The organism is Arthrobacter sp. GMC3 (assembly GCF_002929305.1).
GTDB lineage: Bacteria > Actinomycetota > Actinomycetes > Actinomycetales > Micrococcaceae > Specibacter.
In genome coordinates this window covers 245,393-258,363 of record NZ_PJIO01000005.1, presented here as the reverse complement: position 1 = coordinate 258,363, position 12,971 = coordinate 245,393, and the positions used below count along the sequence as shown (strand labels likewise).

Annotated in this window: 15 protein-coding genes; 9 read left to right on the top strand and 6 right to left on the bottom strand. The window is 62.7% G+C overall.

The genetic code is table 11. The annotated features are described in order from the left end of the window. Positions 1–65 precede the first annotated feature (65 nt). The gene (locus CXQ94_RS11010; protein WP_104090003.1) at positions 66–1,094 is read left to right on the top strand and encodes an aldehyde reductase; all 1,029 of its coding nucleotides are present in this window, start codon (positions 66–68) and stop codon (positions 1,092–1,094) included. A 36-nt stretch (positions 1,095–1,130) separates the two neighbouring features. On the opposite strand, the gene CXQ94_RS22600 is transcribed toward CXQ94_RS11010, so the two are convergent. The 3 genes from CXQ94_RS22600 to CXQ94_RS11000 form a co-directional block, all read right to left on the bottom strand. Continuing rightward, positions 1,131–1,280 carry a hypothetical protein gene (locus CXQ94_RS22600; protein WP_181034171.1) on the bottom strand — a complete coding sequence of 50 codons (150 nt, stop codon included), beginning with the start codon at positions 1,278–1,280 and terminating at the stop codon, positions 1,131–1,133. 96 nt (positions 1,281–1,376) lie between these two features. Then, positions 1,377–1,856 carry a DUF1990 family protein gene (locus CXQ94_RS11005; RefSeq protein WP_104089865.1) on the bottom strand — a complete coding sequence of 160 codons (480 nt, stop codon included), beginning with the start codon at positions 1,854–1,856 and terminating at the stop codon, positions 1,377–1,379. Further along, positions 1,853–2,365: a MarR family winged helix-turn-helix transcriptional regulator gene (locus tag CXQ94_RS11000; protein WP_104089862.1), complete on the bottom strand. Its 513-nt coding sequence runs from the start codon at positions 2,363–2,365 to the stop codon at positions 1,853–1,855. Before CXQ94_RS11000 ends, CXQ94_RS11005 begins: the two co-directional genes overlap by 4 nt. A 45-nt stretch (positions 2,366–2,410) precedes the next feature. Between CXQ94_RS11000 and CXQ94_RS10995 the strand changes: the two genes are divergently transcribed. Both CXQ94_RS10995 and CXQ94_RS10990 read left to right on the top strand, forming a co-directional pair. Next, the gene (locus CXQ94_RS10995) at positions 2,411–3,310 is read left to right on the top strand and encodes an EamA family transporter (RefSeq protein ID WP_104089860.1); all 900 of its coding nucleotides are present in this window, start codon (positions 2,411–2,413) and stop codon (positions 3,308–3,310) included. Positions 3,311–3,399: 89 nt separating this feature from the next. Then, complete coding sequence (locus CXQ94_RS10990; RefSeq protein ID WP_181034170.1) at positions 3,400–4,008, top strand: hypothetical protein; 609 nt, start codon at positions 3,400–3,402, stop codon at positions 4,006–4,008. 54 nt (positions 4,009–4,062) lie between these two features. Here CXQ94_RS10990 and CXQ94_RS10985 read toward each other — a convergent pair whose 3' ends face one another. After that, positions 4,063–4,836 carry an ABC transporter permease gene (locus CXQ94_RS10985; RefSeq protein ID WP_104089856.1) on the bottom strand — a complete coding sequence of 258 codons (774 nt, stop codon included), beginning with the start codon at positions 4,834–4,836 and terminating at the stop codon, positions 4,063–4,065. Next, entirely contained in the window at positions 4,829–5,617 is a 789-nt protein-coding gene (locus tag CXQ94_RS10980) for an ABC transporter ATP-binding protein (RefSeq protein ID WP_104089854.1), read from the bottom strand. The genes CXQ94_RS10985 and CXQ94_RS10980 overlap by 8 nt, the downstream gene beginning before the upstream one ends. A gap of 325 nt (positions 5,618–5,942) precedes the next feature. On the opposite strand from CXQ94_RS10980, the gene CXQ94_RS10975 reads away from it, so the two are divergent. From CXQ94_RS10975 to CXQ94_RS10955, 5 genes are all read left to right on the top strand, one after another. Then, the gene (locus tag CXQ94_RS10975) at positions 5,943–6,485 is read left to right on the top strand and encodes a GNAT family N-acetyltransferase (RefSeq protein ID WP_306418897.1); all 543 of its coding nucleotides are present in this window, start codon (positions 5,943–5,945) and stop codon (positions 6,483–6,485) included. Positions 6,486–6,931: 446 nt separating this feature from the next. After that, positions 6,932–8,209 carry a Y-family DNA polymerase gene (locus tag CXQ94_RS10970; protein WP_104089851.1) on the top strand — a complete coding sequence of 426 codons (1,278 nt, stop codon included), beginning with the start codon at positions 6,932–6,934 and terminating at the stop codon, positions 8,207–8,209. A 27-nt stretch (positions 8,210–8,236) separates the two neighbouring features. After that, entirely contained in the window at positions 8,237–8,653 is a 417-nt protein-coding gene (locus CXQ94_RS10965; RefSeq protein WP_104089849.1) for a DUF2809 domain-containing protein, read from the top strand. Between the two features lie 47 nt (positions 8,654–8,700). After that, positions 8,701–9,783, top strand: a complete 1,083-nt coding sequence (locus CXQ94_RS10960; protein ID WP_104089847.1) for an FAD-dependent oxidoreductase — start codon at positions 8,701–8,703, stop codon at positions 9,781–9,783. A gap of 85 nt (positions 9,784–9,868) precedes the next feature. Further along, a complete protein-coding gene (locus CXQ94_RS10955) occupies positions 9,869–10,852 on the top strand; it encodes an LLM class flavin-dependent oxidoreductase (protein WP_104089845.1) in 984 nt (327 codons plus the stop codon). 85 nt (positions 10,853–10,937) lie between these two features. Here the strand turns inward: CXQ94_RS10955 and CXQ94_RS10950 are convergent, their stop codons facing one another. Further along, the gene (locus CXQ94_RS10950; protein WP_104089843.1) at positions 10,938–12,353 is read right to left on the bottom strand and encodes an FUSC family protein; all 1,416 of its coding nucleotides are present in this window, start codon (positions 12,351–12,353) and stop codon (positions 10,938–10,940) included. 74 nt (positions 12,354–12,427) lie between these two features. On the opposite strand from CXQ94_RS10950, the gene CXQ94_RS10945 reads away from it, so the two are divergent. Continuing rightward, positions 12,428–12,934 (top strand): MarR family winged helix-turn-helix transcriptional regulator, encoded by a 507-nt coding sequence (locus CXQ94_RS10945; protein WP_104089841.1) that lies wholly within the window; start codon positions 12,428–12,430, stop codon positions 12,932–12,934. Positions 12,935–12,971 lie beyond the last annotated feature (37 nt).

The window sequence follows — 12,971 nt, the reverse complement described above, 5'->3', positions numbered from 1 at the left end:
TGGTACTCATGCGCCCAAGGGGTGAGACTGGGAAGAACAGCGCCAGCAAAGAATTGGAGACCACCATGCCAACCAGCCGCGTTCTCGTCACCGGAGGCTCCGGGTTCATCGCCGGCCACTGCATCCTGCAGTTGCTGGACGCGGGCTATGAAGTCCGCACGACGGTGCGCTCCCTCGCCAAGGAAACATTGGTACGTGAGGTCCTCGCAGACGCCGGAATGGTCGACGGCGGTGCGCTGAGTTTCGTCGCGGCCGATCTGACCAGCGACGAGGGCTGGCCCGAAGCAGTCGCGGACGTCGATTTTGTCCTCCACGTGGCATCCCCGGTACAACCCGGCCACATCGACAACGAGAATGAGCTCATCATCCCGGCCCGCGAGGGCGCGGTGCGAGTGCTGCGCGCAGCCCGTGACGCAGGGGTCAAGCGGGCGGTCCTCACCTCGGCGTTCCACGCAGTCAGCTGGGGACACCCCCACGACGGGCACGTCTTCACCGAGGCTGACTGGACCGTGCTCGACGGGCCCGGTGTCGACGCCTACGCCAAAAGTAAGACCCTGGCCGAGCAAGCCGCGTGGGAGCTCATGGCCAACAGCTCCACCGAACTGGTCACGATGCTGCCGGTGGCCGTGATGGGGCCAGTGATGGGCCGCGATGTCACCGGATCCAACCACCTGATCCAGGGAATGCTCAACGGCGCAATGCCGGCCACGCCACGCCTTTTCATCCCCATCGTTGACGTTCGCGACGTCGCCCGGGCGCATATCTTGGCGATGACGACCCCCGAGGCCGCCGGACAACGATTCCTGCTCTCGAACGGGCCAGCGATCGAGATGACGGACATCGCCGCGACGATCCGAGCACGCTTGAGCGAAGGAACGCAGAGGGTTCCCACCCAGACCATTCCGGATGAGGTGGTGCGCGCCGCAGCGGAATCCAACCCACAGTTCCGCGAGATGCTACCCGACCTCGGCTACGCCAAAAAGACCTCCAACGACAAAGCGCGGAACCTTCTTGGCTGGTCGCCACGCGACGCTGCCGAGGCGATCGCCTCGGCAGCGGAATCCATGGTGAAGAAAGTTCTGGGAGCGCAATGACGTGATTATGTATGGAGCAGAACGGCCGCCCCAGGACTATTCGCTGCGGTTTGCCGGGCCCGTTGTGCGCCGAAGTTCCGCGATTCGCAGTCTCAGAAAAATAACGGCCAAGATCAGCACCCAGATAACGAGTACTGCAACCACGACGATGACAAGAAGGTAGAGGCCGAAAAAGAGGCCACCCATTATTCCAAACCCTGCGTACACGGTAGCCCCCAGTTTCCGGCACCACCTGTTAGGTGGGCTCAAGATCCAATGCTGTCATCCCACCCTATAGTGCGATTAAAGATGGATCCCATAGCGTAGGTACCTTCTGCGGACTATGCGTTGGGCAATGAGGAGGATTGGGAAAAGTAGCCGCCACGGTTGTTGTGATGCTGCTCGAGTGAGCGATCGAATGGTGAGATGCACGTCGTCGTCGTAACGGTGGACAATAAAGGCCTCCTCCCCGTCAACGGGATGCCCAGGCAATGTCCGGTATGAGAAGCCGGTTCTTGATGTTTCCTGCACAACAGAGACGACTTCAACTGGTTCGACGACGGTCAAACCGAACACGTGAGCCGTGACATTGACGCGGGCACCGGGTGACACCGGAGGAAGGGAGTCCACTGCAAATCCACTCGAGGTTTTTACCTTCCAGCAAAGAACGCCTTCGGCCGCGCGCTGCCAAAGCTCTTCGCCGCTTCCAAGAAGTGTTGTTACCTCTGAGCGACGATACTTGGGGTCGGTGGGAGGCCAGTGGCCAAGATGAGGGGTAGTCATGCTCGTTCACGCAATGATTCTGAAGTACTTGCTGGGTCCTCGAGCCGGCCGAGCAGCCGGGCAAGGACTGCCTGCTCCTCGGAATTGAGTGTGGACACGATGGTTCGTTCGGTTGCCAGATGGTCCGGCAGCGCCCTTTCGATGAGTTCTTTTCCGGCTTCGGTGAGACCAACCAGAGTGCCGCGGCCGTCGTTCGGGTTTGACTCGCGTCGGACCAGCCCACGAGCTTCCAGCTTGTTCAGTCGCTGCGACACCGCGCTCGTGGAGATCATCGCTTCCCGGGCCAGGTCCGCCGGGGTGATCCGATAGGGGGTGCCGCTTCGCAGCAGCGTGGCGAGGACGTCGAATGATGACGCATCCAGGCCATGCCGGGCAAAGGTGTTCGCCAGGCGGGATTCGACGGCGAGTGCGGCACGGCTAAGTCGGCCAATGACGGCCATGGGTGAGACGTCAAGCCCTGGCTTTTCCAGTTGCCACTGCTCAAGGATGCGGTCCACTTTATCTGCCATGGCCCAAGTCTAGGCTTTTGCTAAGCACTTAGCTAGAATAGCTAAGTGCTTAGCAATCGAACTCTCTTGATCTTGACCACGGCTCTGGCGCCCGCGCTTTGGGGCACCACTTACCTAACCACCACCATGTTCCTGCCCGTTGGCCGTCCGCTCCTCGCGGCGACGCTGCGCGCACTACCGGCGGGACTACTACTCCTACTGATCTGCCGCCAATTGCCACGTGGTGAATGGTGGTGGAAGTCTTGGGTCCTCGGGATTCTGAACATCGGGGCGTTCTTTGCGCTGCTATTCATCGCGGCCTACCGACTTCCGGGAGGTGTTGCCGCGATCGTCGGCGGCATCCAGCCGCTCGTCGTCGCACTGCTGGCCAGCAGGGTTCTGGGCGAGAAGCTGACTCCCCGCGTGGTGGTGGCCGGCATGACGGGCGTGCTCGGGGTGGGCTTGATAACGCTCCAAGCGCAGGCCCGGTTGGATGCGCTCGGCGTCCTCGCCGCAGTCGGTGGAACCTTCTCCATGGCCACCGGGATCGTGCTTTCCAAGAAATGGGGACAACCCGCAGCTCCACTGACAACCACCGCCTGGCAACTCGTCACCGGAGGGCTCACTCTGCTGATCGTCATGCTCGCCGTGGAGGGGCTCCCGGCTGCGCTGACGCCGTCGAACCTTGGTGGCTACGCATACCTTTCCATTGTCGGCACTGCCTTTGCCTATGTCATGTGGTTTCGGGGAGTCGCCCTACTTCCCGCCAGTACCACGGCCTTCCTTGGCCTGTTCAGTCCTGTCGTCGCCATACTCCTCGGGTGGGCGGTGGCCGGCGAAGATTTCACGGCGCCACAGATGCTCGGAATTTTCCTCGTGTTGGGATCTATCACTGCCGCGATCGCAGCCAAGCGCGCGAAGGCACCTGCCAACGACGCGAAGCTCGCCCAGCAGGATTCTCTCTAGCCGTCCCTTTCTCTGACCGATACAGGCTGACGAGGTGCGGGCGTCCCTGCGTCATTGACAGGCCTCTCGGTTCGTGGACACCATGGGGCATGAGAGAAGACCGGGAAATGCAGATGAGGATTGGGTGCGCCGCCCTGATGACACTGTTGTCATTGTTCACCGTGGCGTTGCTTTTGATCTTCCCCAAGCCCGACGGCGGGACTGCCGTGGGCGTGGTTCTCGGGGTGGCGGTGTCGGCGGCTGTCCTCGCTAGGGCGATCGCCCTTTTTCGCGGCGGCAAAGGGGGTACGCGCTTGGTTCGCCGTGCTTCGCCGCTTCCCTACGCCGTCGTGGTAGTTTTCCTCGTTCTAGCTGTGGCCGCGCAATTCATCGAGCCCAGCGCCGGCTCTGCGTATTCTCCGGCGCTGGCGGGACTATTTGTGGGAGGCCTGATTCGGGAGGAACCCGTTCCAGATGTCAGCCGCGGGACTAAGGTACCGGTGCAACGATCCGTGGTTGTTGCGGCGACCTGCTTTTGTGTGGCCGCAGTTGGTGTCACCGTTGGGATGGTGCTGGCCATTCTTGCCGGCCGTGGAGCACTGGTCGAGGTACTAATTGTGGCCTCCGTACTTTTGTGGACTGCCGCGTTTGTTGCCATCGCGCGGCTCAATGTGCCGCTCTGGCTCTGGGCGCCGCGGCGAATCCAGGCCGCCAAGTAGCCGTAGGCAACGAGCCTGGCACGGCTGGGATTCTAGCGTCACGGTCCAAGGTTCTTACCGGGACTCCCAACGGAACCAGCGGATGCCAATGTAGGCAAACACGATGATGTACCCGGTGCAGGCAAGAAGGGCGTAGCTTGTTTGGCTGCTCCATGCCGCGTGGTTGAGGACATCCGAGAACAGGGTCATCAGGGCTCCGACGGGCGTCCAGTCGGCAATGGTTTTCAGCGTGTCGCCGAGGAGGCCAGTTCCCCCGACAAGTCCCAAGATCATGAGGACAGCCATCAAGAGCCTGGCGATGGCGTTGATGGCGTTCGTGGAGCGAACCAGACCGACAAGGGCTTGGCCAATGGAGAGGAACACGGCGGCGCCCAGGGTGGCGATGGCCAGAACCAGCAAGTACTGGCCTGCGGTTATTGCCAAGCCATGCAGGATTGCGCCGACGATGACAACAACGATCGAGGCGACAAGGTTGATGACGACTTGGACTATTAGCCTGCTGGACAGGATCATCCACGTTGGTGCGGGGGTGACCCGGAGCCGTTGCAGCACCCCGATCTCGCGGTCATGCGCCAGTGCCAAGGTGTAACCCAGCAGGCAAGAGATGATCAAGCCGATGGTGAGGGCAAGCCCGATAATCAGGCCGGGGCCACCAAGGCGTGATTGTGACTTGCCAAAGGTGGTGGCCACAACAATCACGACAGGGGGAAAGAAGCTCAGCAGGCCCGATGTTTTACTGTTGAGAAGTACAAGGAAATCGGCGCGCAACAACGACCTCATGGCCAGGGCCGGTGACGGGCGGGCGCTCCCGGTGCTGATACTAGTCACGGATCTCACTTCCCGTCAGGCCGATGAAAACATCCTCCAAGGTGACCGCGCCGTGGGCTTCTGCAACTACGCGGGGGTCGTGTTCATGTTTGTCGATCAGCTCCGCAGGCGTCCCCGTGGTGAGCAGCGTGCCGTGGTCGATGATTGCCACCCGGTCACACACGGCCTGAGCTTCCTCCATGGAATGCGTGGTGAGAAGGATACTTCGATTATCGCCGCGAAGCCTCTCGATGCGGCGCCATAGTCCGCGGCGAGATTGCGGATCCAACCCGGCCGTGGGCTCATCCAGCAACAAAAGCAATGGATCGTGGATGGTGGCGACGAATAAGGCCAGCCGTTGTTGCTGCCCGCCGGATAGCTGCTTGAACCGTTTGCCCCGTTCCTGCTCGAGCCCGATGTCCCGCATGCCCTCTTGGATCTGCTCATTCGAGAGTTTCATCCCGTACAAGCCGCCATAGAGTTTTGCGATCTGTTCGATGGGCAGCTCGGCCTGAAAACTAGAGGATTGCAGCTGCACACCGAGGCGGGCCTTGGCCTCAAGCGGCTGTTGCTGGACATGAACCCCGTCCACCAGCAAAGTGCCGGACTTGGCTTTGACTAGCCCCTCAATGGCGCTGAGCGTGGTTGTTTTCCCTGCCCCATTCGGGCCAAGTAGACCGAAAATCTCCCCGCGGCTAATCGTGAGGCTCACGCCGTCGACCACTGTTCGTGAACCATAGGCGACCTGCAAGTCAGTAACATCCAATGCGGGCGGCGGTGCCGGTGCAATCACTTCACCCATTCAGACTCATCTCCCTCTGGCGGAGTCCGGCACGGAGCTGGGCCCAATGTGATGAGTCTAAGACACACGGCTGCTGCGGGGGCTGCGAATGAGCCCGGTATTGGCTGGGGATTCTGGCCGTTATTGCGCTGAGAGCCGGGCATATTTCCCGCGGCCAGATCAAAGTCCGGGGTGGGAGGGGCCGATGGCTGGCCATGGCCGCACTGTGAAATCGGGTCTAGACCGTGTTGGGACTACCACGGTCGACGTCGCATGTTCAGTAATAGGTGACGCGACATCACTCCCAATGGCGAAGGTAAACAAGGCTCGCGAGTAGTGTTGGCAGGTGTTTGAATCCAGCCAACTCAGCCAAGACGTGACCATGCGTGTTCTGCGCATCAGCGATGCGGCAGCTCTTGCCGCCGCTTATGTGCGCAACCGCGAATATTTGTCTCCATGGGAACCGGTACGCCCCGGGGAGTATTTCACCGAGGAATGGCAGGCGGCGGACATTGCCAGCCGGCTGGCCACCCATGAGGCCGGAACAGGGTATCCCCTTGGCCTGTTTGCGGGAGACGTACTGGTAGGCCGGTTCAATTTGGCCGGAATCGTCCGCGGCCCCTTCCAGAATGCCGGGCTGGGCTACTGGGTAGACAGCCAGTATGCCGGACGAGGCCTGGCATCGGCTGCAGTCCAGACTATTGTTGCCACGGCCCGTGACGACCTCGGCCTGCACCGCATCGAGGCCGGCACCTTGCTGCACAATATTGGCTCGCAACGGGTGCTGCTGAAAGCTGGCTTCGAGCAGATTGGCATGGCGCCGCGATACCTGCAAATTGCCGGGGCATGGCAAGACCACAACCTCTACCAAATCCTCTTGCACGACTAGGCAGGCGAGGGGTGCCTATACAAAGGGGAGACTGGGCCTGCGCTTCTGGGGGGCAGTGAACGCAGACCCAGCCTCCTTCACCTTGCCCACTGATCTGGTCTCGAGGATCGCGGGGCAAGATGAAATTCGGCTCTACCCTCTACTGGGGGGCAACGGTAGAGCCGGTGGGTGCCATGTGGTTCCCCGCCGTTTGGGATGGCTGATTTAGCCCGGCGTGAACAACACCCACACCTGTTAAGAGTGCGCTCACTGAGAATCGTGACGGCAAAAGGTGGAGCAATATGAAAATTGGCCGGGAGGGCCCAGTCGGGTGCCGAAAACGGTGGCCAGTAGGCTGCATTGTCAGTGCCGGCACGTAAACTGATCCTCCTAGACCATCACCGTGCCAGCAGGGAGGAAAGCGTGCCGCAACGACTAGCGCCGGCTCCCCGGACAGTGGGGCGTTTGTGACAAGCGACCGCATCGCACTGGTGGATGTCAACAACTTTTATGTCTCCTGCGAGCGGGTCTTTGACCCGCGGCTGGAAGGCCGCCCCGTCGTGGTGCTTTCCAACAATGACGGCTGCGTGGTGGCCCGCTCCGCCGAAGCCAAGGCGCTGGGGATCACCACCGGCGCGCCATGGTTTCAACTGCAGGCGCAGGCCAAGGCTTGGGGGCTGGTGGCGCGGTCAAGTAACTACGAGCTGTACGGGGACATGAGCGCCCGAGTCATGGAAGTGGTGGGCAGGTTTGGCACCTGGCAGGAGGTCTATTCCATCGACGAATCGTTTGTGGGGCTTTTGGGGGATGCGGCGCAGCTGGAGGCTACCGGGCGTGATATCCGCGCAGCGGTGATGCGGCACGTGGGCGTGCCTGTCTGCGTGGGAGTTGCCCAGACCAAAACGCTGGCCAAGTTCGCCAACCGGATCGCCAAGCAAAACCCGGCACTGGCTGGCGTTTGTGCCTTGGATTCGATGCCCGCCGGGCACGTACACGCCATCCAGGAGCGTGTGCCGGTGTCCGGGCTGTGGGGTGTTGGAGGGCGGACGGCCACCCGTCTGAAAATGCTGGGCATCGAAACAATTGCCGACCTCAAGGCCGCAGACCCTGCCCTGATTCGCAAGAAGTTCTCCGTGGTCCTGCAGCGCACGGTCATGGAACTCAACGGCACAGAATGCATCCCGCACACCGAGGAACGTGTGGACAAGCAGCAGATCATGTTCTCACGCAGCTTCTCCACACCCGTCACCACCGTTGACGGCATGGAACAGGTCATGGCCGTGTATGCCCAGCGCGGCGCCGCCCGGCTCAACGAGGCTGGCCTGCGCGCCTCAACCATGACCATAACCGCCGGCACCAGCCGTTTCGCCGCTGGCGAGGGCAGCTTCCCGGCCACCACCATCAGATTCGCCACCCCCACCCAAGACCCGATTGTTTTGGTCCGCGCCGCCGTTGCCGCCATCGGCCAAAGTGCCGTCCCCGGGGCGTCATACCTGCGGGCAGGGGTGATGTTCAACGGGCTCGAACCCCTGTCCGGACCCGAAATGCTTGACGTGTTCGCCGCCCCGGCTGGGCAACCGGGAGTGGGAGACGTTCTGGGAGAGGTCCGCACAAAGTTCGGGGGACAGGCGATAGGGCTCGGATTCGGCGGACTGGCGGAGCCGCCGTCGTGGTCGATGAAACGCGAACTGTCCTCGCCGAAGTACACCACCGAATGGGCCGAGCTGCCCGTGGTGCGTGCGTAGCCCGCAGGGTTTTGTAGACTCAAGCCCATGTCTTTCGTGAAAACCAACCGCTCCCGGCGCATCGCGCTGTTCATTGCAGCCACCGACGTCGCCATCCTGGGACTGGTTCTGCACTACCTGGTTCCCGGGGACGTTGCCAGCCTGATCACCGACGCCTTGTTCACGGTGCTGTTGTACCTGCTCCTGGCGCTCATCGCCCCCACGGCGCAGCGCCACCGCTTGGCGTTGGGCGCGTTTGCCATCAGCGCCGTCATCGAGTTCGCTCAATTGACAGGTGTTCCGGCGCAGCTGGCCGTGAGCTTCCCGCCGTCGCGTCTGGTCCTGGGCACCACATTTTCCGCCCTTGACCTGGTGGCCTACGCCGCGGGTGCTATCGCCGTCTACTACGCGGACGTTGCTCTGTCACAGCGGATCCGGCCGTGGTTTGCCTCACGATCGGAATAGTGACGCGCGGCTTCCACGTTCCATCCACAGGACGACGGAGGTTTTGAATGCTTGACGTGGTGATCATCGGAGCTGGCCAGGCAGGGTTGTCGGCGGCCTACTACCTGGCGCGGCACGGGCTGGTGCCCGAATCTGACTTTGTGGTGCTGGACGCAAACTCCGGGCCGGGAGGAGCCTGGCTCCACCGCTGGCCGTCTCTGACCCTTGGCGCCGCGCACGCCATCCACGACCTCCCCGGGATGAAGCTGGAGCCGGCGGACCCTGCCGAGCCGGCCTCCGCCGTCGTGGCCCGGTACTACGGGAAGTACGAGACAACGTTTGAGCTGCCCGTGCACCGGCCAGTGAAGGTGCGAGCCGTGCGAAAGTTCGACGACGGCGCTCCCGCCGACACCCTAGGCTCGCCCCTAGTAGTGGAGACGGACCGTGGCGATTACGCGGCACGCCTTGTCATCAATGCCACGGGAACCTGGGACAAGCCCCATTGGCCCCATTACCCGGGCGTGGAAATTTTTGGTGGCAGGCAGCTGCACACCCATGACTTTGAATCCGTGACGGAATTCGCCGGCCAGCGGGTTCTGGTGGTTGGCGGGGGAACCTCCGCCGTGCAGTTCCTGCTGCAATTGGCCGACGCCGGAGTGGAAACCGCGTGGTCCACGCGACGGCCGCCGGAATTCACCACGGTTGATTTTGATCCTGACTGGGGGCGTGATGTGGAACGGAAAGTCAACGAACGCACGGCCGCCGGTCTGCCCCCGCTCAGCGTGGTGGGCGTGACCGGACTGCCCTTAACTCAGCAGTACCAAAACGGCATTGCCGCCGGGACGCTCGTCTCCCGGGGCCCACTGCAGCGGCTCACCGCCACAGGAGCGACCTTCGCCGACGGCAGCGCTTTTGACGCCGACGCCGTCCTGTGGGCCACGGGCTTCCGGGCAGCCATGGACCATCTGTCCCCGTTGAAGCTGCGCGAAGCAGGCGGCGGGATCGCCATGGACGGGGTCAAGGTGCGCCGTGAACCCCGGCTTCTGCTGGTTGGCTATGGCGCCTCAGCATCCACACTCGGAGCCAGCAGGGCAGGCCGTGCCGCGGCACTGGCCGCCATTGAACGTCTCAGCGTTCCGGCGTCCGTGTGATCCTCTACGCACCGGGCAGCGCTGGGAAATAACCCGGGCCGCTGGGCAGTTGGCGCTAGTGAGACCCTTACGAAAGGCATTTCCCATGACGCTTCCCCTTTCCATCCTTGACCTGGCACACATTGGCGACGACGGAATTGCCGCGAGCTTCAAGGCCTCCGTGGAGCTGGCACAAAAAGCCGAGGAGTGGGGATATACGCGCATCTGGTTTGCCGAGCATCACAACATGCCCTCGATCGCCTCCTCCGCCACCAGCGTGCTGATCGCCCACGTGGCCGCGCACACGAACACGATCAGGCTAGGCGCCGGCGGGATCATGCTGCCCAACCATTCGCCGCTGCAAATTGCCGAGCAGTTCGGCACACTGGAAACCCTGCACCCGGGCCGGATCGATCTGGGTCTGGGCCGCGCCCCCGGCAGCGACCAAAACACCATGCGGGCCCTGCGCCGTGACCCCATGGCCGCGGATACGTTCCCCGCTGACGTGCAGGAACTGCAGGCATACTTCGCCGGACAGACACGCATTTCCGGGGTGAACGCCTACCCGGGCAAGGACACCAATGTGCCGCTGTACATTCTGGGCTCGTCGCTGTTCGGCGCTCGGCTGGCCGCCGCCCTGGGCCTGCCCTACTCCTTTGCCTCGCATTTTGCGCCCCAAGCGCTGGAGGACGCAGTGCGGATCTACCGCCGCGAATTCAAGCCCTCCGATGCGCTCGCAGAGCCGTACGTCATTGCGGGGGTCAACGCGATCGTGGCCGACACCCAGGAGGAGGCCGACGCCTTGTTCCTGACCGCTAAGCGACGCCGGGTGGCCGCCATGGTGGGCGGTGGCCGGACCTTTACGGATGCCGAGGCCGACATGTTGCTTGAATCGGCGGCCGGCCAGCAGGTGCTGAACATGATGCGGTACTCGGCTGTGGGCTCGCCCGCGGTGGCGCGGGAGTACTTGGAAGATTTCGCGGCAAAGGCCGACGCCGATGAACTCATTGTGGCAACCCAGGTCACCGACCGGACGGCGTGGATCCGCAGCTTCGAGTTGCTGGCGCAGGCGATGGAACTCCGGGCCTGACACTCAGTGGGCAGATAATGCGGGTTTTGAGGTAAAAGCCCGCATTATCTGCACCCTGGATGAGTTCGACGGCGGCAAAGACCGGTCAGATTGTTTGCTTCAGGTGGGCCTTGTCGGCGTGTGAAATGCTCAACGCCGCCACCAGGACGCCTATCACCACGCCGACTAAGGTATCCGCCACCCGCATCATGGCGGCCTCCGGTCCAAGGTGGCTGCCGAGTCCTGTCATGATCAACGCCATGGGCGTGACGGCAATGGTGGTCAACGCGTAATTCTTCAGAACCAGCAGTTCGGCGAGGGTTTGGAGCACGACGACCAGAGCTACTGACGGCCAAAACCCCAAGGACAGGGACAGTATCCCCACTGCCACCAACGCGCCAATCACATTACCGAGTAGCCGTTGGATGCCGCGCTGGACGCCCATCCTGTAGTTGAGCCCTTGCAGGACCGCCACCGCGCCCATCGAGGCCCACAGCGGATGCGCCAATCCAAGGGCCACGGCCACCCACCCCGACAGTGCGGATGCCGCCGTCATCCGCAGCGCTTGGTGCACGCTGCTCCTGGAGGCAATTCCGGCACGAGCCACGGCCAGAAACGATTCGGCAGGTGCGCTGGTAGTGCTCCCTGTCCCAGTAGAAACGGTGGTGCTGCGGATCTTGCGCAGCGCAACCTCGTGCCGGGCCAGACGTTCACGGGCCTCGGAGGAGTCCACGTCCGCCGCCATGTCCAGAACAGCCTGGGCCTCATCGAGTAAACCGTTGAGCTGGGCAGCCTGAGCTGCGAGTCCGCGATCGGGGGAGTGCCACCGCTGGGTGCTGAGCGCAATCGCCTCCCGGGCATTGCGGATGGCGGCGCTGGCTGCCCTGCGAGGGGTTTCGCCGTCGTCCCCGTTGAGGCGTACGACGGCGGTGATGGCCCTAGCGCTGGCCAATCGAGCCGGGCCCATGGGAACCACCAAAACCGGCGCGACCGATACTAGCCAGCCAACGCCTGCCCCGAGGCCGACGGCCGCTAAGACCTGCGGTACAGCGGTGAAGGACGTGGCGAATCCCGCTCCGGCTGAGGCGGCAAAGACCAAAATGACAGGACCCGGACCGGTGATGCGCAGCGCGGTGAAGAGATGCGATGCCGCACCAGCCATCATCGACAGCAGTCCGATTTGCAGCCACAAGGGGGCGCCCGCTGCCGCCAGAAGCGCACCAACACCGGCAGCGGTGAGCAGCGCGGCAGCTACGACGCCAAGCTGTTGCGCCAGACGCCTGTAGGGCTGGTAGCGGCCAAAAGCCGAGGACAACGCGCCTAGTGCGGCTATGCCGGCGAGGCGCTGATCGCCAAGCAGCCCACCTGCCACGAGCACTATAGTTGCCGCTACGGCGACCTTGAGGGCCGGGGCAAATATGGCGTCTGCGGGTCGTATGATCATCGAATTCCGCCACGCACTGCCAGAAAGTGGATGGGCCAAGGCGACGCCAAGGTGGCGGATTCGAAGTGAGTTGGTCATACGTCAAGTCTACAATCTATTTTACTAGTAAAATAGATGGGAACTATGTGAGACTACTCTCTAGACTGGTGGATATGAGAGCAGAAGCGGAAGCCGCGGACTTTGTTGACGTGGCTAGGGAAGGATGGGCGCGGACCAGGCCGGAACTGGATGTCTCCAGTATTGAGGTGATGGGACGGATCAGCCGCATTGCCGCGCTCGTGACTCAAAGGGTTGAACACGCGCTGGCCCCTGAAGGCCTGACCCGCGCTGAATTTGATGTCCTGTGCACCCTTGCCAGGGCCGGCAGGGCCCTGCGCGCAAGCGAGGTCACCGCCGCCACCATGCTCAGCGGGGCATCCACCACCAAAAATGCCGACAGGCTGGTCAAGCGCGGGCTCATCGAGCGCCTGCCCTGGGAGCACGATGGGCGCGTGGTGCTCCTGACTCTCACCGTCGCTGGCGTGGAACTTGTTGATGCACTGTTTCCGAACTTCCTCATCCGGGACAGGGAAATGCTGGCCGGGCTGAACGCCGGGGAACAAGCCGAGCTGGCCGCTTTATTGCGCAAGATCGCCGTGAGGCTCGAGACACCGCAGTAGCCCCGCACGGCAAAGTGCCCTCACCGTGAAGTGAGGG